This is a genomic window from Bradyrhizobium sp. BR 10261, from assembly GCF_019455395.1.
In the GTDB taxonomy this organism is placed as follows: Bacteria; Pseudomonadota; Alphaproteobacteria; order Rhizobiales; family Xanthobacteraceae; genus Bradyrhizobium; species Bradyrhizobium manausense.
Genome location: NZ_JACOFQ010000007.1, coordinates 234,037 through 255,635 on the forward strand (window position 1 = coordinate 234,037; position 21,599 = coordinate 255,635).

At 64.3% G+C, this 21,599-nt stretch carries 20 protein-coding genes; 8 read left to right on the forward strand and 12 right to left on the reverse strand.

The annotated features are described in order from the left end of the window. The first annotated feature begins 69 nt into the window (after positions 1 to 69). Both HYH07_RS10710 and HYH07_RS10715 read left to right on the forward strand, forming a co-directional pair. A complete protein-coding gene (locus HYH07_RS10710) occupies positions 70 to 435 on the forward strand; it encodes a hypothetical protein (RefSeq protein ID WP_057741813.1) in 366 nt (121 codons plus the stop codon). Between the two features lie 416 nt (positions 436 to 851). After that, positions 852 to 1,856 (forward strand): TorF family putative porin, encoded by a 1,005-nt coding sequence (locus tag HYH07_RS10715; protein WP_220002456.1) that lies wholly within the window; start codon positions 852 to 854, stop codon positions 1,854 to 1,856. 210 nt (positions 1,857 to 2,066) lie between these two features. Here the strand turns inward: HYH07_RS10715 and HYH07_RS10720 are convergent, their stop codons facing one another. Further along, positions 2,067 to 3,830 (reverse strand): ABC transporter ATP-binding protein/permease, encoded by a 1,764-nt coding sequence (locus HYH07_RS10720; RefSeq protein WP_220002457.1) that lies wholly within the window; start codon positions 3,828 to 3,830, stop codon positions 2,067 to 2,069. A gap of 312 nt (positions 3,831 to 4,142) precedes the next feature. Between HYH07_RS10720 and HYH07_RS10725 the strand changes: the two genes are divergently transcribed. Both HYH07_RS10725 and HYH07_RS10730 read left to right on the forward strand, forming a co-directional pair. Further along, positions 4,143 to 5,807: an L-lactate permease gene (locus HYH07_RS10725; protein ID WP_220002458.1), complete on the forward strand. Its 1,665-nt coding sequence runs from the start codon at positions 4,143 to 4,145 to the stop codon at positions 5,805 to 5,807. Between the two features lie 135 nt (positions 5,808 to 5,942). Beyond that, entirely contained in the window at positions 5,943 to 6,341 is a 399-nt protein-coding gene (locus HYH07_RS10730) for an META domain-containing protein (protein WP_220002459.1), read from the forward strand. A gap of 129 nt (positions 6,342 to 6,470) precedes the next feature. On the opposite strand, the gene HYH07_RS10735 is transcribed toward HYH07_RS10730, so the two are convergent. The 3 genes from HYH07_RS10735 to groES form a co-directional block, all read right to left on the reverse strand. Further along, on the reverse strand, positions 6,471 to 7,676 hold the full coding sequence (locus HYH07_RS10735) for a hypothetical protein (protein ID WP_220002460.1): 1,206 nt from the start codon (positions 7,674 to 7,676) through the stop codon (positions 6,471 to 6,473). A 137-nt stretch (positions 7,677 to 7,813) separates the two neighbouring features. Further along, positions 7,814 to 9,445: a chaperonin GroEL gene (gene groL / locus HYH07_RS10740; protein WP_057741796.1), complete on the reverse strand. Its 1,632-nt coding sequence runs from the start codon at positions 9,443 to 9,445 to the stop codon at positions 7,814 to 7,816. A 186-nt stretch (positions 9,446 to 9,631) separates the two neighbouring features. After that, positions 9,632 to 9,928, reverse strand: a complete 297-nt coding sequence (groES, locus tag HYH07_RS10745; RefSeq protein ID WP_014491914.1) for a co-chaperone GroES — start codon at positions 9,926 to 9,928, stop codon at positions 9,632 to 9,634. A 317-nt stretch (positions 9,929 to 10,245) separates the two neighbouring features. On the opposite strand from groES, the gene HYH07_RS10750 reads away from it, so the two are divergent. After that, on the forward strand, positions 10,246 to 10,764 hold the full coding sequence (locus HYH07_RS10750) for a hypothetical protein (RefSeq protein WP_220002461.1): 519 nt from the start codon (positions 10,246 to 10,248) through the stop codon (positions 10,762 to 10,764). 192 nt (positions 10,765 to 10,956) lie between these two features. Here HYH07_RS10750 and HYH07_RS10755 read toward each other — a convergent pair whose 3' ends face one another. Continuing rightward, positions 10,957 to 11,721 carry a protein phosphatase CheZ gene (locus tag HYH07_RS10755; RefSeq protein WP_220002462.1) on the reverse strand — a complete coding sequence of 255 codons (765 nt, stop codon included), beginning with the start codon at positions 11,719 to 11,721 and terminating at the stop codon, positions 10,957 to 10,959. A 312-nt stretch (positions 11,722 to 12,033) separates the two neighbouring features. Here HYH07_RS10755 and HYH07_RS10760 point away from each other — a divergent pair, with 312 nt between their 5' ends. Then, positions 12,034 to 12,864: a L,D-transpeptidase gene (locus HYH07_RS10760; RefSeq protein WP_220002463.1), complete on the forward strand. Its 831-nt coding sequence runs from the start codon at positions 12,034 to 12,036 to the stop codon at positions 12,862 to 12,864. Positions 12,865 to 13,450: 586 nt separating this feature from the next. Here HYH07_RS10760 and HYH07_RS10765 read toward each other — a convergent pair. The 6 genes from HYH07_RS10765 to HYH07_RS10790 form a co-directional block, all read right to left on the reverse strand. Next, on the reverse strand, positions 13,451 to 14,269 hold the full coding sequence (locus HYH07_RS10765; protein ID WP_220002464.1) for a DUF2076 domain-containing protein: 819 nt from the start codon (positions 14,267 to 14,269) through the stop codon (positions 13,451 to 13,453). 123 nt (positions 14,270 to 14,392) lie between these two features. Then, positions 14,393 to 15,238 carry a ChbG/HpnK family deacetylase gene (locus HYH07_RS10770; RefSeq protein ID WP_220002465.1) on the reverse strand — a complete coding sequence of 282 codons (846 nt, stop codon included), beginning with the start codon at positions 15,236 to 15,238 and terminating at the stop codon, positions 14,393 to 14,395. Next, positions 15,235 to 16,326, reverse strand: coding sequence for a glycosyltransferase family 2 protein (locus HYH07_RS10775; RefSeq protein WP_220002466.1), 1,092 nt, complete (start codon positions 16,324 to 16,326; stop codon positions 15,235 to 15,237). Before HYH07_RS10775 ends, HYH07_RS10770 begins: the two co-directional genes overlap by 4 nt. Before the next feature lie 101 nt (positions 16,327 to 16,427). Beyond that, the gene (gene hisG, locus HYH07_RS10780) at positions 16,428 to 17,405 is read right to left on the reverse strand and encodes an ATP phosphoribosyltransferase (protein WP_057741773.1); all 978 of its coding nucleotides are present in this window, start codon (positions 17,403 to 17,405) and stop codon (positions 16,428 to 16,430) included. 3 nt (positions 17,406 to 17,408) lie between these two features. After that, positions 17,409 to 18,560, reverse strand: coding sequence for an ATP phosphoribosyltransferase regulatory subunit (locus HYH07_RS10785; protein WP_220002467.1), 1,152 nt, complete (start codon positions 18,558 to 18,560; stop codon positions 17,409 to 17,411). A gap of 278 nt (positions 18,561 to 18,838) precedes the next feature. Beyond that, positions 18,839 to 19,003 (reverse strand): hypothetical protein, encoded by a 165-nt coding sequence (locus HYH07_RS10790; protein ID WP_220002501.1) that lies wholly within the window; start codon positions 19,001 to 19,003, stop codon positions 18,839 to 18,841. A 264-nt stretch (positions 19,004 to 19,267) separates the two neighbouring features. Here HYH07_RS10790 and HYH07_RS10795 point away from each other — a divergent pair, with 264 nt between their 5' ends. Together HYH07_RS10795 and HYH07_RS10800 are read left to right on the forward strand one after the other, a co-directional pair. Further along, positions 19,268 to 19,774, forward strand: coding sequence for a hypothetical protein (locus HYH07_RS10795; RefSeq protein ID WP_220002468.1), 507 nt, complete (start codon positions 19,268 to 19,270; stop codon positions 19,772 to 19,774). Between the two features lie 202 nt (positions 19,775 to 19,976). Next, positions 19,977 to 20,792, forward strand: a complete 816-nt coding sequence (locus tag HYH07_RS10800; RefSeq protein WP_228749374.1) for a helix-turn-helix domain-containing protein — start codon at positions 19,977 to 19,979, stop codon at positions 20,790 to 20,792. 30 nt (positions 20,793 to 20,822) lie between these two features. On the opposite strand, the gene HYH07_RS10805 is transcribed toward HYH07_RS10800, so the two are convergent. Continuing rightward, positions 20,823 to 21,578, reverse strand: coding sequence for a 16S rRNA (uracil(1498)-N(3))-methyltransferase (locus tag HYH07_RS10805; RefSeq protein ID WP_220002470.1), 756 nt, complete (start codon positions 21,576 to 21,578; stop codon positions 20,823 to 20,825). Positions 21,579 to 21,599 lie beyond the last annotated feature (21 nt).

Sequence of the window (21,599 nt, forward strand, 5' to 3'; positions counted from 1 at the left end):
ACCTTCGTCCCGATGTGACGGCTGAAGGCGCCCGATCGACCAGTGTTCGGCGGCAACAGGAGGACCACGATGGCGAAAGCGAGCAAGAAGAAAAGCAAGAAAGCCAAGAAGGCCAAAAAGGCCAAGAAGGTTGTAGCGGCGAAGAAGGCGACGAAGAAGAAGGCGGCCAAGAAGTCTGCCAAGAAGGCCGCGAAGAAATCGGCCAAGAAGGCTGCACCGAAGAAGACAGCGAAGAAGGCCGCTGCCAAGAAGGCGGCGCCGAAGAAGGCCGCCAAGACGACCGCAACGAAAGCGGCACCGAAGAAGGCGAAGGCAGCTCCCGCGCCGAAGCCGGCGGCCCCGGTAGCCGCGCCGGCCCCCGAGCCTGCCGCTGAGACAAGCTGGGCGATGCCTTCGTCTTCTGCGGAATCAACGCCGGCCGAAGGCCAGGGTTAAGGTCGAAGGCCAGGTCCACCGGACCAGGCTTCCCCCCGGTCGACCGGTCGACAGCAGGAAGGCCGCAGCGGCGACGTTGCGGCCTTTTTGCCGGCGTCAGAGGCTGCCGGAGGCTGCCCGTTTTTGAGTCACCTGATTCGTAGCGTGCGTGCCACAGAGCCGGGGTCTCCGTAGTATCCCGGGCACCTTTGTGCACTTTGGCGTGAAAATAATGTGATCGAGAAGCAACACCCACCGACAACATTTCGTGGAATCGCCAGAACGCCTAAAAAGTCGGCAGATGCTTGTGTTTTTTGCTTCTCGCTTTGCGTTCCACCATCCAGATTGCCTCAGTTATGAAATTTGCAATCAGGTCGGGTGCCCCGGGGGGCTTCCGGAGCTCGACCGGGGTTTAGAACTTGGTGATGGGGATCGAAATGAAGAAAGTAACTTTGTTGGCAACGGCGCTGGCAATGGTGACCGGGTCGGCTTTCGCGGCGGACATGCCTGTGAAGGCCCTGAAGGCTCCTCCGGCGCCTGCGTTCGATCCCTGGGATATCGCCTTCGGTGGCGCGATCATGAGCGACTACATCTTCCGTGGCGTGACCCAGTCGAACCACCAGCCTTCGGTCGCCGCCTATTTCGAGCCGCGCTACAACGTCACCAAGGACCTGCAGCTGTACGCTGGCGTGTCGGCCGAGAGCATCTCCTTCGCCAACCGCGCTGCGGCTGAAGTCGACGTCTATGGCGGTATCCGCCCGACCTTCGGCGCCTTCGCCTTCGATGTCGGCATCTGGGGCTATCTGTATCCGGGTGGAAGCTGCGCCGACAACGTCGCTCCCGGCGGCATTCCCGGCGGCAACGTTTGTCCCGCCAGCACCACGACCATCTTCCTTGCCGACGGCAACGTCATGAAGAAGGACGTCAGCTTCTTCGAAGTCTACGGCAAGATGAACTACACCATCAACGACAACTGGGCCGTCGGCGTGAACGAGTACTACTCGCCGAACTTCCTGAACTCGGGTGCCTGGGGCAACTACGCGTCGTTGACCGCGAAGTGGACCGCGCCGAGCACGGTGTTCGGCGCCTCGGGCGTCGGCATGTATGTGTCGGGTGAGTTCGGCCGCCAGTGGTTCGGCACCTCGGATGCCTTCTACGGCACCGGTCCGGGCACCGTCTTTGCCAACGGTATCCCCTACAAGGACTACAACACCTGGAACGTCGGCGTCGGCTTCACCTACAAGGTGTTCACGCTGGACCTGCGTTACTCCGGCACCGACCTGAACAAGGGTGATTGCAACGCCTTCACCAGCGCCTTCAACGCCACCGGCACCACCAACGTCACCCCGATCAACCCGGGCGGCGCTGGCTCCAACTGGTGCGGCTCGGCCGGTATCGCCAAGCTGTCCTTCGACCTGACGGCGATGACCAACCTGAAGTAAGCTTTATCCCGAGAGGACTTTCGAGGGCGGCAGGCCAACCTGCCGCCCTCTTGCTTTGGGAGCTGAAGATTCACTTTAGCGGGCGGGTCGCTACAAGCTTCGTCATTGCGAGCGCAGCGAAGCAATCCAGAATCTTTCCGCCGAGGCAGTCTGGATTGCTTCGTCGCAAGAGCTCCTCGCAATGACGAGTCCTGAGCTGGGGCCTCCCCCTCAGCGCGCCGCACTCGGCTCCGGTTCGGCGGGGGCACTGTCCTTGCCCAGCACGTGGATCGGGCCGTCCTTCACCATCGCCACCTTGCGGGTGTGGAAGGCATCGAGCGTCGAGCGATGGCCGATCGAGACGATGGTGGCCTGCGGCAGCTTCTCAGTCAGCAGCCGGTAGAGGCGGGCCTCCGACGGTTCGTCGAGCGAGGCGGTGGCCTCGTCCAGGAACAGATAGTCCGGCGCATGCAGCAGCGCGCGCGCAAGCCCCAGGCGTTGCTGCTCGCCGAGCGACAGCATCCGGTTCCAATGGCCGTCCTCGCCGAGCCGATCGGCAAGGTCGGGCAGGCCGACCGATACCACCGCATCGCGGATCTGGGCTGCCTGGAACGCGCCGGGCGCTGCCGGATAGATCACGGCATCGCCGAGCGCGCCGACCGGGAAATAGGGGCGTTGCGGCAGCATCATCAGCTTCGCCTTGGCGGGGATGACGATGCTGCCGGTGCCGAACGGCCAGATGCCGGCAATCGCCCGGAACAGTGTCGACTTGCCGGCGCCCGACGGCCCGGTCACAAGCACGCGTTCTGGCGTCTGGATGGCGAAGCCGTCGGCTGCGACCAGTGGCGTGCCGTTGGGAAGATACACGCAGAGCTTCTCGAGGCCGATATTGCGGCCGCCGCCGGCCGCCTTGAGTTCGATCGTGGCCTCATGCGCCGGCAGGTTCGCCGCCGAATTGACCGACATCTCGAAGCCGTCGAGACGCGCGACGATCGAGCGCCATTCCGCCAGCGACCGATAGGCTGTGACGAAGAACGACAGGGCACCTTGCACGCTCGAAAACGCCGATGCGGTCTGCATCATGTCGCCGAGCTGGATCTTCTTGGCGAAGAAGGCCGGTGCGACCAGCACGTAGGGAAAGATCACCGCGGCCTGTTGATAGCTCGCCGTGAACATCGTGAGGCGCTTGGTCCGGCTCATGATCGCGTACCAATTGCCGATCACGAAGCCGAAGCGGTCCAGCAGGCGACCGCGCTCGGCGCCTTCGCCCTTCAGCAGTGCGATCTGCTCCGAGTTTTCGCGGACGCGAACGAGATTGAAGCGGAAGTCAGCCTCGAAGCGCTGCTGCTCGAAATTGAGGTTGACCAGCGGTGCGCCGATCCAGTGCGTCAGGGCGGTGCCGAAGATCGCGTAGATCAAGGCACCCCAGCACAGATAGCCCGGGATCATGTAGTCGCTGCCGAACAGATGCAGCGGCGCGGCGTTGGAGAGACCCCAGAGGATGATGACGAAGGAGAACAGCGTGACGATCGATGAGAGCAGGCCGAGGCCGATGGTCAGGGTTTGCTCGACGAAGTTCTTGACGTCTTCGGTGATGCGCTGGTCGGGGTTGTCGGCGGCATCGCCCTTGAGCTGCATGCGATAGTGCGTGGCGCCGCTCAGCCATTCGCCGAGATAATGCCGGGTCAGCCATTGCCGCCAGCGGATCTGGAGCCATTGGTTCAGATAGAGCTTGTAGACGGCGAGCGCGATATAGAGCGAGGCGAGGCCGACGAAGATCCAGATCTGCGTGATGAAGGCATCCCAGTCGCTGGCCTGGAGCGCACTGTAGAACCGGTTCTGCCACTGGTTCACCAGCACGTCGATCGCGACGAGTGCCAGCTCCATGGCGACGACTGCCGCAAGCAGGCCGCGACCGGCCCATTTGTCCTCCGATCGGAAATAGGGGATGGCGATTCGCCAGACGATCGCGAGCGTGGCGCGGATGTTGTTCACAGAGCGAGATCTCCTGAGGGATATTCACAGCGGCCCCGAAGCCACGCGGCTTGGCCGTAGCGGAAAAGCGGCGCACTTAGACTAAAGTCGCACGGTCTGCAATTTGCGTTGGCGAGCCGCAGCTTGCAACCCTAGCATGGGCATAACGGTGTGGGGTGGGGGCCTCCAGATTTTCGCGACCTTGTGAGCAGGCGGGAACCGCTGCTCATCCGAGGAATTCGCGTCCAACTCGGGGGTTATCGCTTCCAGCGCCAAGCAGGTCCGGCCGTCCACGCGGGTCACCTGCCGTACACAAGCGTGGGGAGGAAGACCATGTGGAATCAAATCTATGATCCGTTGCACAGTCCCGTGCTGTCGACGATCGCGGCGGCGGTACCCGTCGTCACGCTGCTGGTGCTGATCGCGAGCGGGCGCGTTCAGGCTCACATCGCAGCCATCATCGCCGTGATCGTGACCAACCTGATCACGATCTTCGTGTTCACGATGCCGGCGAACATGTCGATCCGCGCCTCGATCCTCGGCATCGTGACCGGCTTCTTCCCGATCGGCTGGATCGTTCTCAACGTCATCTTCCTCTACCAGGTGACGGTGACCACCGGTCGCTTCGAGCTGCTCAAGCGCGCGGTCGGCGGCGTCACCGAGGACCGGCGGCTGCAATTGCTGCTGATCGCATTTTCGTTTGGCGCGTTCTTCGAGGGCGCCTCGGGCTTCGGTACGCCGGTGGCAATCACCGGTGCCGTGCTGATCGGTCTCGGCTTCTCGCCGCTTGCGGCCTCCGGCCTCTCGCTGATCGCCAACACCGCGCCGGTCGCCTTCGGCGCGCTGGGCACGCCGATCCAGGGTCTCGCCTCGGTCACCGGGCTTGACCCCTACATCCTCGGCGCGATGGTCGGACGGCAATTGCCGCTGTTCTCGCTGATCGTGCCATTCTGGGTGGTGTGGGCGTTCGCGGGCTGGAGAGGCATGAAGGACGTCTGGCCGGCGATCCTCGTCACCGGCGTGTCGTTTGCGGTCCCGCAATTCGTGATCTCGAACTTCGTCAATCCCTGGATCGTCGACATCGGCGCCTCGCTGATCTCGATGGGCGCGCTGATCCTGTTCCTGAGGGTCTGGCAGCCGAGGCAGCTCTGGTTGTCGCCGGCACTGCGCGGACATGACGAATCGGCCGCGACGATGGCGACGGCCAAGCCGATCGACAAGACGCCGCTCACCCAGGGCGAGCTGTTCAGCGCGCTGCTGCCGTGGATCATCGTCTGCGTCGTGATGCTGATCTGGGGCAACGGAGCCTTCAAGACCTGGGCGAACGGGATCTTCGTCTGGAACTATCCGGTTCCCGAGCTGCACCAGATGATCAACAAGATGCCGCCGGTCGCGCCTGCGCCGACCAAGGAAGCGGCGGTGTTCGGCTTCACCTACCTGTCCTTCACCGGCACCGGCATGTTGATCGCGGCGATCATCTCAGGCTTCCTGATGGGTGTCGGTCCTGTCAGGCTGCTGGTCGAATACGGACGCACCATCAGGCTGTGCGCGATCTCGTTGATCACGATCTCGGCGATGCTCGCGATCGGCACCTTGACGCGGCTCTCCGGCGTCGACGCGACGCTGGGTCTCGCCTTTGCCGCGACCGGCGTGCTCTATCCCTTCTTCGGCACGCTGCTCGGCTGGTTGGGCGTGGCGCTGACGGGATCGGATACGTCGTCGAACATCCTGTTCGGCAACCTCCAGAAGATCACCTCGCAGCAGCTCGGCCTCTCGCCGATCCTGATGGCGGCGGCGAACTCGTCCGGCGGCGTGATGGGCAAGATGATCGACGCGCAATCGATCGTCGTCGCCTCCACCGCGACCAACTGGTACGGGCACGAAGGCACCATCCTGCGCTTCGTGTTCTGGCACTCGATCGTGCTGGCCTGCCTCGTCGGCGTGTTCGTGACGCTGCAAGCCTATGTCTATCCGTTCACGGAGCTCGTCCTGAAGTAGCAGCGAGGCCCCGCTTCGACGCAAAATCCCCGCGGGATCGACCCGCGGGGATTTTTGCGTCGAGCGCCGACCTACCTTCTCAAGGGCTTTGCCGTCTTATAGAAGACCGGCAAATCGGCGTGGTCGAGAGGTCTTATGGTGTTGTTGAAGCGGATAATGGGTGGTGCGGCTGCGTTGCTTGTGATGTCCGTCGGCGCACATTCGGAAGAGGGCTTTCCCTTCGGCGCCGAGATGACGCTGGAGGCCGTGCCGCAGCCCGGCTCGAAGCGGATTCCGAACATCGAGATCGGCGACAATGGCGAGGTGGTGCTCGAGCTCTGGTGCAAGGGCGGCAAGGGCCAGTTCTCGGTGGCCGGCAATACCGTGATCTTCGTCCCCGGCCAGATCCAGGATCGTTCCTGTCCGCCGGCCAAAGCTCAGGCCGATGACGAACTCATCGCCGCGCTCGCCGCGGTCGAAACCTGGAAACGCCAGGGCGACATGCTCACGCTGATCGGCCCGAAGACGCTGCGGTTTCGCGAGAACGGGAATTAGGTTGTTCGCTGTCGTACCCCGGCTTGACCGGGGTACCCAGTACGCCGCGGCTTATCGATTCAACACGGCTGTCTCGGAGTACTAGATCGCCCGGTCAAGCCGGGCGATGACCGAGAGTTGGTGTGCGCGTCACTTCCACACCGACTTGTCTGCGTCCCAGCGCTGGCCTTTCAGCTCCTTGGCGAGCGCTTCGATCGAGCCGTTGTCGTCGGGCTGGTCGCCTTCCTCATCGGCCGTCGCTTCATCCGAGAGGTTGAGCTTGGCGCCGCTGCTTTCGTCTGATGTCGTGGTCGAGGGGCTGCCGATCCAGACGATCAGCTTGTCCGATGTCCCCGGCTTGTCGGCGGAGACAAGGGCTGAGACCTCGATCGTGTCGGTGAGCTCGAGAGCCGGGAAGTCCTGATTCGGTCGCTTGAACACCAGCTTGAGCTTGCCGGTGGCGGCGTTGAAGCTCTGCGAGACCGGCTTGGCCGCCAGCGTCTTGCTCAGCACGCCGGCGATTGCGCCTGCGAGCTTGTCGCGGTTGATCTTGTCGCCCTCGCGCCAGTCGGCGGCGCCAATGCGGATGGTGCGATCCATTTCCACCAGTCCCGCGGTCCAGCCGGCGGTGGTGACGCCCGGCATCGTCTTGAATTTTGCCAGCAGCGCGGCCGCACGCTCCGGATCGACCGACATGTTGATGGTCTGCTCGCCGGCGCGCAGCGCGTCACAGCCGACCGTCAGGCTTGCCAGCGTCACCTCGACGTCCTGGCCCTTGAGGCTCTTCAGGAAGTCGGTCGCGGCATCGAGCTTGACCTTGACCGCGATCGCCTCCGGCGAGACTTCGGTAAAGTCCTTCGGCTGGGGCGTGATGCCGTCGTCGGTGGTCTGGTTGTCCAGAAACTCCTTCTCGCTGAGATCGGAATTGTCGGGCGAGGTCACTTCGGTCACGGCCTGGCCGATGCCGATCTGGCCGCGGAACTCAAAGGTGTCGCCGGTGGGCTTGCGCGTGAGCTTGACCGTGACGGGCGCCTTGGCGCCGAGGCTCGTGGTCGTGCCGGTCAAGGTCTGGCCGGAGACCTGGAGATTGACGACGAAGCGGTCCTTGCGATCGGAATTTTTCGCCACGGGATAGCAAACGTCGAGCACGGCCGCGGTGACCGTCTTGCCCTGCCGCGTCTCCTTCAGGATGACGTCGGCGTTGCCGTCCATCAGCCCGTCGATCGAGGTGAAATAGCGCGTCTCGGTGCCGCCGGGCGCCGCGGCCTTCGGCGACAGCTTCATCTGGGCTGATACGAGTCCCGGAGACATGACGAGCAGGCTCGCCAAGAGAGCCGTCGGAAAAAGCGCGCGCATTGACGAAATCCTCAAATCAGAATCGGCGCGCCACCGTAGTGGGTTTTGTCCGCCGGTTGAAGCGCAGGCCAGGGTGGGCAAAAAAGAAGGCCGCCCGGAGGCGGCCTTCGCAATCATATCCGCGGGAAGGACGGGCTTTAGAAACCGCCCATGCCGCCGCCGGCCGGCATGGCGGGCGCGGCTTCCTTCTTCGGCGTCTCGGCGACCATGGCTTCGGTGGTCACCAGCAGGCCGGCCACGGAGGAGGCGTCCTGCAGCGCGGTGCGCACCACCTTGGCGGGATCGATGATGCCTTTCTCGATCATGTCGACATAGTCCTCGGTCTGGGCGTCGAAGCCGAAGGTCTCGGACTTGTTTTCCAGGATCTTGCCGACCACGATCGAGCCCTCGACGCCGGCATTCTCCGAGATCTGGCGGATCGGAGCTTCCAGCGCCTTCAGCACGATATTGATGCCGGCCTGCACGTCGGCATTGGCGTTGGTGAGACGGCCGACCGCCTTCTTGGCGCGCAGCAAGGTCACGCCGCCGCCGGGGACGATGCCTTCCTGCACCGCGGCGCGGGTGGCGTTGAGCGCGTCCTCGACGCGGTCCTTCTTCTCCTTGACCTCGATCTCGGTGGCGCCGCCGACGCGGATCACCGCGACGCCGCCGGCGAGCTTGGCCAGGCGCTCCTGCAGCTTCTCACGGTCGTAGTCCGAGGTGGTCTCCTCGATCTGGGCCTTGATCTGGCCGACGCGAGCCTCGATGTCCGGCTTCTTGCCGGCGCCCTTGACGATCGTGGTGTTCTCCTTGTCGATCACGACCTTGCCGGCGCGGCCGAGCATCTTCACCGTGACGTTCTCGAGCTTCATGCCGAGGTCCTCGGAGATCAGCTGGCCACCGGTGAGGATGGCGAGGTCTTCCAGCATGGCCTTGCGGCGGTCACCGAAGCCGGGCGCCTTGACGGCGGCGACCTTGAGGCCGCCACGCAGGCGGTTGACGACCAGGGTCGCCAGCGCCTCGCCCTCGACGTCCTCGGCGATGATGACGAGCGGCTTGCCCGACTGCACCACGGCTTCGAGCACCGGCAGCATGGCCTGCAGGCCGGAGAGCTTCTTCTCGTGCAGGAGGATGTAGGCGTCCTCGAGCTCGGCGGTCATCTTCTCGGGGTTGGTGACGAAGTACGGGCTGAGATAGCCGCGATCGAACTTCATGCCCTCGACGATGTCGACTTCGGTGTCGAGCGACTTGTTTTCCTCGACGGTGATGACGCCCTCGTTGCCGACCTTCTGCATCGCCTGCGCGATCATCTTGCCGATGGCCGAATCGCCGTTGGCCGAGATGGTGCCGACCTGGGCGACCTCGGAGGAGGCGGCGACGGGCTTGGCGCGCTTCTCGATGTCCTTGACGACGGCATGGACCGCGGTGTCGATGCCGCGCTTGAGGTCCATCGGATTCATGCCGGCGGCGACCGCCTTGGCGCCTTCGCGCACGATGGCCTGGGCCAGCACGGTCGCGGTGGTGGTGCCGTCGCCGGCGAGGTCGTTGGTCTTGGAGGCGACCTCACGCACCATCTGGGCGCCCATGTTCTCGAACTTGTCCTCGAGCTCGATCTCCTTGGCGACGGTGACGCCGTCCTTGGTGATGCGCGGCGCACCGAAGCTCTTCTCGATGACGACGTTGCGGCCCTTGGGGCCGAGCGTCACCTTGACAGCGTTGGCGAGAATGTCGACGCCGCGCAGCATGCGATCGCGCGCGTCTCCGGAAAACTTGACGTCCTTGGCAGCCATTGTCTGCAATCCTTCTTAATCCGTGATGTGTCTGTCGCACTCCGTTCGTCATTGCCGGGCTTGCCCCGGCAATCCATCTCACTGCGAAGAATGATGGATGCCCGGGTCATCTAGCGCGAAGACGCGCTTCGCGCTTCTGCCCGGGCATGACGATGAGATATTCAGCGGCCGTTCAGACGGATGGCTCTAGGCCATCACGCCCATGATGTCCGACTCCTTCATGATCAGGAGCTCCTCGTTGTCGATCTTGACCTCGGTGCCCGACCACTTGCCGAACAGCACGCGGTCGCCGACCTTGAGGTCGATCGGGATCAGCTTGCCCGCCTCGTCACGGCCGCCGGGCCCGACGGCGACGACTTCGCCCTGGGACGGCTTTTCCTTGGCGGTGTCGGGGATGATGATGCCGCCCTTGGTCTTTTCCTCGGCGTCGATACGTTTGACCACGACACGGTCATGCAGCGGACGAAATTTGGACTTAGCCATGACGTTTCCCTTTGGAGGCTCGCTTTTCGATAAGCAGCGGAAGTGAGTGGGGGCGGCGCTGCCGTTCTCCCTCTTGCGAGGGGCGAGCGGCGCGCTTAGCAATCGGTCTTTCCGAGTGCTAATAGGGCGCAGGGGATATGGCTTGGCTGTGATCCTGTCAAGCAAAGGTGGTTAAGCGATTGGTGAGGCGGATATAGGATGGTGGCACTGGAAACTCGTTTGGGGCAGAGGCGTATCTTAGGACGTCATTGCCCTGGCTGCGGTTTTGCGCTTGGCTGCGGGAGGGATGCGGCCATGGTCTTGTTCGGGGGAATGCCATGATCAGTTCAGCTCACGCGCGCACGCTTGCCAATCTGGCGGCGGCCTCTTGCCTGGCGCTGCTGCTGGGGGCCTGCGGCGGCGGCATGAGCCTGCCGTCCTTCTCGTCCCAGCCGGCGCCCGAGGCCGAGCCCGGCGTCGCGCCGGAAATGCCGGCCTCGATCCGCGCCGACGAGATCGTCGGCCGCTGGGGCCTCGCCTCGTTCCAGAACCCGGCCGACCGCGCCCGCACCGAGGCGGCCGCGCGGGCCCAGTGCAAGAACCCCTACGTCATCGGCGCCGGCTCCTCCGGCGGGGTGATCATGCATCTGGCCGACCAGGCCACGCCGCAGGAACTGCGGCTGAAGGGCTCGCCGAGCGGCAAGAACTATATCGGCCCATCCGGCCCGACGCCGGGCGAGCAGGACCGCGAGATCGTCTCCTTCGACGGCCGCGTCATGATCACCCGCTTCGTCGACAAGGATGCCGCCACCCGCTACGGCAACATGGTCTACGTCCGCTGCGCGCCGCGGGCGTAGTCTCTCTACTCCGTCATGCCCCGGCTCGACCGGGGCATCCAGTACGCCGCGGCCTCTCGGCTCAATCATTGCTGCCTCTGGAATACTGGATCGCCCGGTCGAGGCCGGGCGATGACAACAGAGGGAATGACCCCGAAACAAAAAACGCCGGCCCTCGGGCCGGCGTTTTGCTGTCTCTATCCCGCTTTGCTCTTAGTCGAACAGCGCGTCGATGTCGTCCTGCGAGGCGTGGCCGACGTCGCCGGCGAGCTTCGGGCCGTTGAGCAGCTTTTCGTCCTCGCTGCGGTTGTCGACAGGGGCGGGCACGTGGGCCTTGATGGCGTCAACGCCACCCCAGATCTCCATCATCGCGTTGATGTGCTGCTCGATGAACTTCATCGTGCTCATGACCTTGCTGATGCGCTGGCCGGTCAGATCCTGGAAGTTGCAGGCCTCGAAGATCGAGATGACGCGTTCCTGGATGTCGTCGGCGAGCCGCTTCTGCTGATCGATCGAGTCCACCTTGGACATCGCGCTCGCCGCCTGGTCGATCGACTCCGCGGCTTCGAGGATCTGCTGGGTCGCCTGTTCGGTGCCGCCGACCACCGCGCCGAGCTCGCCGTTGACCTTGGCCATCTCGCCGCCGTCGAAGCTCTTGCCGTGCAAGGTCGCGATCTCGCGCTTGGTACGGTCGATGGCATCGTGGATGAGGTCGAGCTCGACTTTCAGCTTCTCGCACTGCTCGATCTGGGCGCGGTAGGTCTCCAGCAGCGCGCGCGTTTCGGCAACTTCGTGCGCCACGACGGTGTCGCTCTGCGGCTGTGCGACGTGGCCGCCTCGCGCCATCTGTGCGCGGATCGCGCGCAGCTCCGCCATGATTTCGCTATGCATCGGGCCTGCCTCTTCAGTCATGTCCAGAATCGGCATCTCGCCACCGGCGAGATCCTCGACACGAAAACGCTTGCGGTGAACAGCCATCAGGATACTCCCCCCACCTCACTCACGCGTCTTTGTAAACAGAAGCGATTTAACACGAGGTTCACACCAGGAACTGTTGTGCAGCCGCGCGCGACGGCACGCAAACGCACGATTAACCATGAGGCTTTGCCTTTCATCGAAAATAAACGCTGATCGGGAAATTGCAGCGTTGCTCGCAACGTGGTGAATCGAAACGCCCGTTCTGTTTACCAAACGAAACCGAGTTTGCTCTTTATTGACCACGTCGAGGACGCGATCAGCCAGCGCGTTCGGCGGCGAATGCAACTAGACGAAACAGTACAGAGTACGTCGATGTTCAAGAAAACGTCTGTCGCGCTGCTCGGCAGCGCATGCGCCTTCATCGTCGGCGCCACCGGCGCCAGCGCCTTCGACAATAGCGCGCCGAACGATCCGCCCGCGGTGCTCTACCGGCCGCGTGTCGCCCCGGCGCCGGTGCGCGTCGCCTCCAACGCCAATATGGGCGGCGGCTTCATCGAGTTCCTGTTCGGCGACGGGCCCGGCCGCGGCCCGGCCTATGCGCCGGAGCAGCCGATCTATCAGCAGCAGCCCGCCTACAACGATCCGCGTCGCCTGCCGCCGGTCGGCGACCCGCAGATGCAAGGCGGATATCAACAAGGCGGTTATCAGCAAGGCCCAAGCTACCAGCAGGAAGCGATCGATCCGCGGCAGCGTCCGTTCGATCCGAAATTCGAGAAACAGCTGGTCGACTATAGCGGCAAGGAAAGCGCCGGCACCATCGTGGTCGATTCCAACAACAAGTTCCTTTACCTCGTCGAGGGCAACGGCCGGGCGCTGCGCTACGGCATCGGCGTCGGACGCGAGGGCTTCACCTGGACCGGCGTGAAATCGATCACCGCCAAGCGCGAATGGCCGGACTGGACGCCGCCGGCGGAAATGCTCGCCCGCCGTCCCGATCTGCCCAGGCACATGGAAGGCGGCCCGGAAAATCCGCTCGGTGCCCGCGCGATGTATCTCGGCTCGACGCTCTATCGCATCCACGGCTCCAACGAGCCCTGGACCATCGGCACCAACGTCTCCTCCGGCTGCATCCGCATGCGCAACGAGGATGTCATCGACCTCTATGGCCGCGTCAATGTCGGCACCAAGGTCGTGGTGATGTGAAGCGTCATGCGCTCGATGGGGCGATCAATCCGCGTGCCGCGTCGGCGCGAAATGCGCGGCAGCGAAGGGGACGCTGCCGCCGCCGAACGCCTGCCTGAATGGTCTATGTCCGGTGCCTCGACACGAGACGAGGGACAGCGGACCGACGACGAGGGGTCGATGAAGCCGAATGCGGTGCGCGAGGCGAGCGGTTCAGCCGCCGCCGCAGCGACAGCTCTGCCTTCCTGAGGCGCTCGTGCAGTCCCTCCAACTCGTACAATTCGGTGATGAGATGTGTTGCGACGTCGCTCAAGGTCGCAATGCGCTGCTGAAGTGGACTCATTCTTAAACCCCCGACTGTGCCAAGAGAGGCAGCCACGACGTGTGGCATAAGCAACGTGTTCTTCCAGTTGAACACCCATGTCCAAATTTGGAAATCCGGGAGTCTACGGCAGCGTGTGTCGGAGGAGGTTTTCGCTCTGCAGCACTAGTCATATTATATCGAACGGCCTCTTGGCCTATGGTGCAGAGCAGCGCGCGTTGAGCTGTTCTTGAAAAGAAGTCGGCCGCCCGGAGGCGGCCGTTCCACATCTGTCGGTCGAATGGCCTAGGCGTAATCGCTGCCGCCGTCGTCTCCGCCGCCGAAGTCGCTGTCGTCGGCCGTGTCCACATTGTCGTTGTTGTCATAGCCCGGATCGTCGTTATCCCGATCGTTCGAGGCCTGGTCGAAGAAGCCTTGCCGCGAATCCCGGTTCGATCCGATGTCATCGAGGCCGGCATCGCGCGCGAGCGAGCCGCCGGACTGGTCGCCGCTGCCGCCCCATGGGCCGCCGCCACCACGCTCCTCGATGATGGTGGTGTCACCAAAGGCCTGATGCGATCCGCCGCCCATCATGCCGCGTATGCTGGAGAGCAGCAGCGAGCCGCCGACCACGCCGGCCGCGGCTGCCGCCGCCGTGCCCAGGAACGAGCCGCCGCCGCCGATCGGCGGCGCGCCGTAGCTCTGTCCATATCCCTGGCCTTGTCCATAGGCCTGACCATAAGGCGGCTGGCCATAGCCGGGCTGACCCTGCTGCATCGCCTGACCGCTGTTCCAGACCGGCCGGGAGTCACGCGGCGGCACGTTCGGAACCGAGCCGCGCGATTGGCTCGTGCCAAACAGCGTGTCGCGCATGGTGTCGAGAAAACCGCCGGACTGCTGCTGCGCGGGCGCTTGGGCCGCTTCCAGCTCCTGGATGCGATGATGGGCGCGCTTGAGCGCTTCGTCCTGCAACAGCGTGGTCTGCACCAGCGCATAAACGGCGCCGGGCGCCTTGCGCAGACCGTCGGAGATCGCGGCGACCGCATCGGGATCGCGCGGTGCATTTTCCAGCTTTGAAAGCCGGTCGAAAAGGTCGTCGACGAGCTGGCGTTCCTGCGGCGTCATGATCTGTCTCCTTCGCGCAAAACCAAGCGCGGAGGAGATGTAGGGTTCCATTATGGCCCCAACAGTGCCGGCCGGATTAAATTTCGGTATGCGACAGACTGCCTCTGGCGCGCTTTTCGCCGGTCATCCCAGTGTCACATTGCTATCCGCCAACAGGCGCGCGAACGCATCGCCCGCGAGATAGGCGTGTTCGCGCTCCCTGACGTCAGTCATCGGATCGAGGCCGGTGAGAACCTCGTCGACGAAGCCGGGATGGCACATCACGAGGCCGCCTTCGGGCAGGCCATCGAGGAATTGCCGCATCAGCTCGCCGAAATCGGCCACGCCGGTGAAATCATAGGCGCCGGCAAAGGCGGGATTGAATGCAAGACCGGCGCTGCCCGCACGGCGTCGGAATTGTGCGCTGAGCACATCGAGCACCAGGGCTTTCGGAGAGGACAGCCGCTTCGCCAGCGGCAAATCACGCCCGCCCTGGCGCACCCAGGCCTTTGGCGCGATCTCGCGGACTGCCTCGACAAAGCCGTCGCGCACCTGCGGAAACAGCTGCACGTGCTGATGCCCGTCGACGAAGTCGGGCGGGCGGCCAAAGGCTTCCGCGAACGCCAGAAGCTGCGCTCTCACTTCGTTGCGGAAGAACTCGCTGTCGAGCCGGCGCATCAGTCCGGCGCGCAGCAGTTTGGGAAAAGCCATGAACATGTCGCCGTCGAGCGGGCGGAAATGCATGGTGAGGGGCCGGAACGGCGCCGAGAGCGTCACGTGCAGTCCGATCGCGCAGCGCGGGCTTGCTTTCGCGGCGGCAGAAAGCGCCGCAACCTCGCTCTGATCGATGGCGGGGCCTACCATCATCACCGAGGTGGCGTTGAGGCGGCCCCGCTCGATCAGGTCGCGAATGGCACGGTTGACGCCAGGGCTGATGCCGTAATCGTCGGCGCAGAGCCAGACATGCCGCAGGCGCGCGGCCGTGCTCATTCGGCCGCGGTCCTGTCGGATGCGGCCTGACTTGAAGTATCCTGACCTGAAGTGCCCTGACTTGAAGTGCCCTGGGCCTTGCCGGCCTCGAAATGCCTCTCGCTGTGCTCGGCGACGAAGTAGATCGGACGCGCCTTCAGCTCGGAGAGGATCTTGCCGATATATTCACCGACGATGCCGATCATGATCAGCTGCACGCCGCCGATCGTCATCAGGCCGACCACGAGCGAGGGATAGCCCGGCACCTGCTTGCCCGTCGTGAACACCTCCCAGAGGATCGAGAGGCCGAACAGGAAGGCGACGCCGGCAAGCGCGACGCCGAGCAGGCTGGCAAAGCGCAGCGGCGCCACCGAGAACGAGGTCAGGCCCTCGATCGACAGGCCGAGCAGGCGGGCGGCGTTGAAGGTGGTGACGCCATGGGCGCGCGCCGCAGGCTCGTAATCGACGCGAATCTGGCGGAAGCCGATCCAGCTGGCCAGCCCCTTGAAGAAGCGGTTGCGCTCCGGCAGCTGCCGAAGCGCGGTGACCGCGCGTGGCGACAGCAGGCGGAAGTCGCCGGCGTCCTCCGGAATCTTCTGGCGTGCGCCCCAATTGATCAGCGCGTAGAAGCCGTGCACGGCGAGGCGGCGCAGGAAGGGCTCGTTGTCGCGATGCGCCTTGGCGGTATAGACGACGTCATAGCCGTCATCGATCCAGTGCTGCACCAATTGCTCGATCAGATCAGGCGGATGCTGTCCGTCGCCGTCCATGAACATGACGGCGCCGAGCCGGGCATGGTCGAGGCCGGCCATCAGCGCCGCCTCCTTGCCGAAATTGCGCGACAGCGACACCACCTGGACGTCGATCGCGTCGGCCGGCAGCGAGCGTGCGATCGACAGCGTGCTGTCCTTGCTGCCGTCGTCGACATAGACGACCTCGCAGGACAGGCGGTAGCGTTGCCGCAAGGTCTTGGCGAGATCGCAGATACGCTGGTGCAGGGCGGCAAGGCCCGCCGCCTCGTTATAGACGGGGACGACAATCGACAGCCCCTTCGCGGCGGCATTCACTGCGGTGGTCGTCAGGGCGGAAACGTCAGAGCCCAGCGTCATCGATCAAGGTTCCAGAGCGCGTTCAAGGTCATCGGGGCAGCATATGGTAGCTGCAGCCTGCTGTCGCTACGCTGAACGGAGCTGCTCAATAGACTTTGGGCTCACTGCCGCAGGAACGCTTCGAGCTTGGCGAACAGCGGGTTCTCCCGGTCGAACACGTAGTCGAGCGAGACCACCGAGACGGTTTCGGCGCCATGTTCGCGCAGGAAGCTCGCCAGCGCATAGAGCTGCCCGGGTGGGCAGTGCAGCGTGAGCATGCCCGACGAGGTCGGCCCGCCGAACGGAGCCTCGACGCCGAAGCGGCTGTGGGCTTCGCCGAGCAGGGCGGCGTCGCATTGCCGGAAGCGGGTCCGGACCTCGCGGTATTTGTTGGCGCGGGCCCGGGCCGCGATGTGGTCGAGGATGATTCGTGCGGTCTCGCGGGCTTGCGGCGACCAGTCGGCATCTTTCGAGGCGACCAGATTGGCCTGGCTGCGCAGGATCACGCCGTCGTCGAGCACCCGCAGGCCGTTGGCGGCGAGCGTCGCGCCCGTCGTGGTGATGTCGACGATCAGCTCGGCGCTGCCGGCCGCCGGCGCGCCCTCGGTCGCGCCCGCGCTTTCGACGATGCGGTAATCGCTGATGCCGCGCTGCGAGAAGAACGCGCGGGTGAGATTGATGAACTTGGTCGCGACCCGCATCCGCATGTGATGCTGCTCGCGAAAGCCGGTGGCGACGTCGTCGAGATCGGCCATGGTGCGGACGTCGATCCAGGCCTGCGGCACCGCGACTACGACGTCGGCATGGCCGAAGCCCAGCCCGTCGATCAGCGACACGCGCTTGTCCGCGTCCGCGATGTTCTCGCGCACCAGGTCTTCGCCGGTGACGCCGAAATGCGCGTAGCCGCGCGACAATTGCGCGGCGATCTCGCTCGCCGAGAGATAGGCGACCTCGACATTGTCGAGGCCCGCGATGGTGCCGCGATAGTCGCGGGCGCCGCCGGCCTTGGACAGCTTGAGCCCGGCGCGGGCGAAGAAGGCTTCGGCATTTTCCTGAAGGCGGCCCTTGGAGGGAACGGCCAGGACGAATGGCGCGCTCATGGCTTAAGCTCCCACCTTGCGGCCGATACTCGTCAGCGCATCCACCCAGACCGAGAAGCCGACCGCCGGTATGGGAGCGGCGGCTCCGAGCTGGGTCATCAGTCCATCATAGCGACCACCGGCAACCAGCGGCTCGGCGCCGTTACCCCTGTGATGCAGCTCGAATTCAAACCCGGTGTAGTAGTCGAGGCCGCGCCCGAACGCAGTCGAGAAGCGCGTGCTCTTCACGTCGATGCCGCGCGCGGCCATGAAGCCGACCCGGCTCTCGAGCTGGTCGATCGCGCCATTCAGATCGAGCCTTGCCTCGGCGGTGAGCGCGCGCAGCGCGGCGACCGCCTCGTCCGGATTGCCCGAGATCGACAGAAAGCGCTTCAGGACAGTGATCGCATCGCGCGGCAGCTTGCCGCTCTTCAAGGTCGATTGCTCGAGGAAGCGGTCGGCGATCTCGGCCGTGGTGCGGCCGCCGACATTGGTGGTGCCGGCAATCGACATCAGGTCGGTGACGAAGGCCAGCGCGGCCTTGCGGTCTGAGCCGGCCAGTGCCGCCAGCACGCCCTCATATTCGCTGCGGGTGGCGGTGGTCTCGGCCGCCAGCCGCTCCAGATCCTGCTCGAGGCTGATCTTGCGGTTGAAGTCCTTGACCAGGCGGCGGCGCCAGACCGGATAGAGATTGAGCGCGTCGAGCAGCGCGTTGAACAGCGCGACGTCGCCGGTACGAACCTCGATGTCGCGCACGCCGAAAGCGGCGGTCGCCTCCAGCGCCAGCGCCAGCGTCTCGGCATCGGCGGCAGCGCGGTCCTGGCGGCCGAACGACTCGATTCCGGCCTGAAGGAATTCACTGGCCTGTCCGCTGCGATAGCGGAACACGGGACCCAGATAGCTGAACCCGGCCGGCTGGCCGGCGCGGCTGGATGCGAGGTAATCGCGCGCCACGGGGATCGTCAGGTCGGGACGCAGGCAAAGCTCTTCGCCGGACAGGTCCGTGGTCAGATAGAGGCTTTTGCGGATGTCCTCGCCCGACAGGTCCAGGAACGGTTCGGCCGGCTGCAGAATGGCGGGCTCGGCCCTGACATAGCCGGCCTGCGCGAAGGACAACAGCAGCGTGTCCGCCCAGGCGGCGGAGCCGGCAGCATTTGAGGTGGCAGTCGCGGTCATCTCGGGGTCCATCGTCCCGGAAGAACCGGGCAGGCAAGGGAGGCAAGGGGAGGCGTCAAAGGCAGGCACCGATATTGGCGCAGCCCTTAGCATGGCCGGAAAACGGTTTCGACCTCCAAAGGATCAATCGCTTAACGACTTTGGAGCCGCGCAGCCGGTCTCGCCTGGATCCCCTGCACGGCTCTCCAAACCGGAAGACGCTCGCGATAAAAGTAACATTATACCTATATGCCGGTTTCCGCGGCGTCGTCAAACCTGCCGGAGCTGCCTTGCTTCACTCAATTCGGTGCTTCTTGCACGCCAGCTTCTGCGGTGTCCGACGGCGGGTCATTGGCGAGTTGCTCTGCCAGATCGAGAATTCTCTGCCGCTTGCGCGGGTCCGCGATGCCGCGGAAAGCTTTGATCAGACCTGATGCCTGGCGCTCGCAAACATCATCGTGCATGGCCATTCGTCCCGTCGGCTGAACGGAGCAGGCAGCATCGAAAGAGCGCTGTCGTGCATCGAAGTCACGGCAGCCGCCGACCTGACGATCGCTTCGCAGCCGCGATGTCGACGGGACATCGTCCGACCCGCGCGTCCCCCCGCACAGTGAGTCACAGTGAGAGATTGAGACTGCTTGGCAAGTTGTCACATACTCAATTTGGGTACGCTCAATGGTACGTTCGCTGCTGCCTTCGTTTACAAGATCAATGCTGGTTGCCGATTCATGCGTACTGCTTCTGATGTCATCCGGACGGTCTCGCGGCACACGCTGGCCTACATGCTGTTTTCGATCAGCGAGATGTTCCGGAACTACGAAGAATTCGATCCGATGGACCTTCTGATCGTTCATGCGATTCTCAATGCGAACGTCATCAATGTGATGAACGATCCGGCGCTGGACGAGAAGTTTTCGAGCATTCACGCCGTCGAGCCTGACGCGATCAAGCAGGGCGTGTCGCGCGCGGCGCTCTCTCGTTTCCTCAGCCTGCCGCTGGAGACGGTTCGCCGTCGCGTGGCGGGACTGAAGCGGCGGAAGATTCTCGCCGAGACCAAGGCCGGACTGATCGTGACCGAGCAGAACGCATTCAGGTTCGGCAACAATCACGAACTGCAGAAGACCAACATGCTGCTGCTGACGAAATTGCTTCGCGATCTCAAGCGCGCCGGCATCAGCGGACCGGATGATCTGAGCGCCGCCAAATTCGCGGTCGCGGCAAAGGAAGCGAAGTAAGCGACGGGATATGGATCAAAGCCTTCTCGACATCGCCCGCGATGGAGCGAACAAGAGTGCGGCGGAACGCCTGTTGTCGTTCCAGGATCTCAAGCCGTCCTCGGCGCTCGAGTTGCAAACCTACGACATCGATCATTTCGGCGACAGTGAGAAATATGCCGGCGCGTCGAGCATGCCGTTGTCTTCGGGCTCGACGGCGATCATGCGTGCGCGCCTCGGCCTGCCGAATCTGAGCCTGTCGCTGGTGAAGACCTTCCCGCGGATTGTCAGAGGGTACCATCTGGCACATGCCGCGGCCGTGGTGGTGCCGATGGATCATGTGACCTCGACGCGGATCAATGGGCAGTCAATCGGCAGCTCCATCGTCGTTCTGAAGGGTGCATCCGACTGCCTTGTCCATGAACCGGTCGGCCGTCTGATCGGTGTCATCTACTTCACGCCGCCCGCATGCGAGCCATGGTCTCGCCTGGATGGCTATCATTTGCTGAGCCCGGCATCGGACATGCTTGCCGCCCTGCGCGGCCGGATTTCCACGACGCTTGAAACTGCAGCCAACGATCCGGACGTCCTGAACGAGCCGGCGTCGCGAGCCTCTGTCGAACGATCGTTGCTCAGCGTGATGGACGCCACCATCGCAATGAGCATAGACAGCCGTTCTACGCACGCGACGACCTCGACTTATCTGCGGATCGTCGCCGAGATGGAAAGCTTGATCCGGCACGATCTGACGATCTGGCACAAGACCACCGAAATGGCGGAGCGTGTGGGCGTGTCGGTCCGGACTCTTCAGAGTGCGACCCAGGCCATCTGCGGCATGAGCCCGCATCGCTATTCCAGGGTCTTGCGCCTCTGGTCGGTGCGCCGGCAGCTGCGCACCGGCCCGGCACGGCGCAGCGTCAAGGCCTGCGCCATCGCGCATGGCTTCTGGCATTTGAGCGAGTTCGCGGCGAGCTATCGGGCGGCGTTCGGAGAGTTGCCGTCCGAGACCCTGCATCGATCGCTGCGCGAGCGCAGCTAGATGCGCTGACGGTTCGCCAGGCGCGACCAGCTAACCGCTTCCGCCGCCCCAATCGCCCAGCACGGCCTGGACCAGGGCAAGCGCGGCGACGGCGGCGGTGTCGGCCCGCATGATCCGCGGGCCCAGGGCCAGCCGCATGATGTTCGGCTGCCGCAGCAGCAGGGCGCGCTCTTCCTCGGCAAAGCCGCCTTCCGGGCCGATCAGCACGTCGATACCTTGGCCGGCCGCGCTGGCGCCTTGCAGGCTTTGGATGGGGCTTTGGACCTCCGCCGCCTCGTCGCAGAAGATGAGCAGGCGATGCGTGGAGCGCTGACTGAGATACCGCTCCAGCGGCACCGGTTCGGCAACCGCGGCGATGCTCAAAATGCCGCATTGTTCCGCGGCCTCGACGACGTTGGCGCGCATCCGCTCGGTGTTGACCCGGGATGCTTGGGTGAACCGGGTCAGGACGGGCTGCAGCTTGGCGGCGCCCATTTCGATGGCCTTCTGGACCATGTAGTCGAGCCGGGCGTGCTTGAGCGGGGCGAAGACATAGGCGAGGTCGGGCAGCCGGTCCTGGGGACGGACCTGCTGGAGGATCACAAGGCTATCGGGCCGCTTGCGGCCCTCGATCGCGGCCTGCCATTCGCCATCGCGGCCGTTGAAGGCCAAAACCTCGGCTCCAGCGGCAAGCCGCAGCACATTGCCGAGATAATTGCTCTGGTCGCGGTCGAGCGGAATCCTGGCGTCCTGGGCCAGGGGGGCCTCAACGAACAGGCGGGGGGCGCGAAAATCGTGGGAGGGCATCTTTCAGGTCCGATTTGTCGC

Bases quoted from the DNA above. Each gene is read 5' to 3' on its own strand.
- HYH07_RS10750 (WP_220002461.1), top strand. From the start codon at position 10,246: ATGATCAGTTCAGCTCACGCGCGCACGCTTGCCAATCTGGCGGCGGCC.
- HYH07_RS10800 (WP_228749374.1), top strand. From the start codon at position 19,977: ATGCGTGCGCGCCTCGGCCTGCCGAATCTGAGCCTGTCGCTGGTGAAG.
- HYH07_RS10735 (WP_220002460.1), bottom strand. From the start codon at position 7,676: ATGCGCGCGCTTTTTCCGACGGCTCTCTTGGCGAGCCTGCTCGTCATG.
- HYH07_RS10725 (WP_220002458.1), top strand. From the start codon at position 4,143: ATGTGGAATCAAATCTATGATCCGTTGCACAGTCCCGTGCTGTCGACG.
- HYH07_RS10775 (WP_220002466.1), bottom strand. From the start codon at position 16,326: ATGACGCTGGGCTCTGACGTTTCCGCCCTGACGACCACCGCAGTGAAT.
- groES (WP_014491914.1), bottom strand. From the start codon at position 9,928: ATGGCTAAGTCCAAATTTCGTCCGCTGCATGACCGTGTCGTGGTCAAA.
- HYH07_RS10715 (WP_220002456.1), top strand. From the start codon at position 852: ATGAAGAAAGTAACTTTGTTGGCAACGGCGCTGGCAATGGTGACCGGG.
- HYH07_RS10765 (WP_220002464.1), bottom strand. From the start codon at position 14,269: ATGACGCCGCAGGAACGCCAGCTCGTCGACGACCTTTTCGACCGGCTT.
- HYH07_RS10785 (WP_220002467.1), bottom strand. From the start codon at position 18,560: ATGACCGCGACTGCCACCTCAAATGCTGCCGGCTCCGCCGCCTGGGCG.
- HYH07_RS10710 (WP_057741813.1), top strand. From the start codon at position 70: ATGGCGAAAGCGAGCAAGAAGAAAAGCAAGAAAGCCAAGAAGGCCAAA.
- HYH07_RS10730 (WP_220002459.1), top strand. From the start codon at position 5,943: ATGGTGTTGTTGAAGCGGATAATGGGTGGTGCGGCTGCGTTGCTTGTG.
- HYH07_RS10805 (WP_220002470.1), bottom strand. From the start codon at position 21,578: ATGCCCTCCCACGATTTTCGCGCCCCCCGCCTGTTCGTTGAGGCCCCC.
- HYH07_RS10790 (WP_220002501.1), bottom strand. From the start codon at position 19,003: ATGCACGATGATGTTTGCGAGCGCCAGGCATCAGGTCTGATCAAAGCT.
- groL (WP_057741796.1), bottom strand. From the start codon at position 9,445: ATGGCTGCCAAGGACGTCAAGTTTTCCGGAGACGCGCGCGATCGCATG.
- HYH07_RS10760 (WP_220002463.1), top strand. From the start codon at position 12,034: ATGTTCAAGAAAACGTCTGTCGCGCTGCTCGGCAGCGCATGCGCCTTC.
- hisG (WP_057741773.1), bottom strand. From the start codon at position 17,405: ATGAGCGCGCCATTCGTCCTGGCCGTTCCCTCCAAGGGCCGCCTTCAG.
- HYH07_RS10795 (WP_220002468.1), top strand. From the start codon at position 19,268: ATGCGTACTGCTTCTGATGTCATCCGGACGGTCTCGCGGCACACGCTG.
- HYH07_RS10755 (WP_220002462.1), bottom strand. From the start codon at position 11,721: ATGGCTGTTCACCGCAAGCGTTTTCGTGTCGAGGATCTCGCCGGTGGC.
- HYH07_RS10770 (WP_220002465.1), bottom strand. From the start codon at position 15,238: ATGAGCACGGCCGCGCGCCTGCGGCATGTCTGGCTCTGCGCCGACGAT.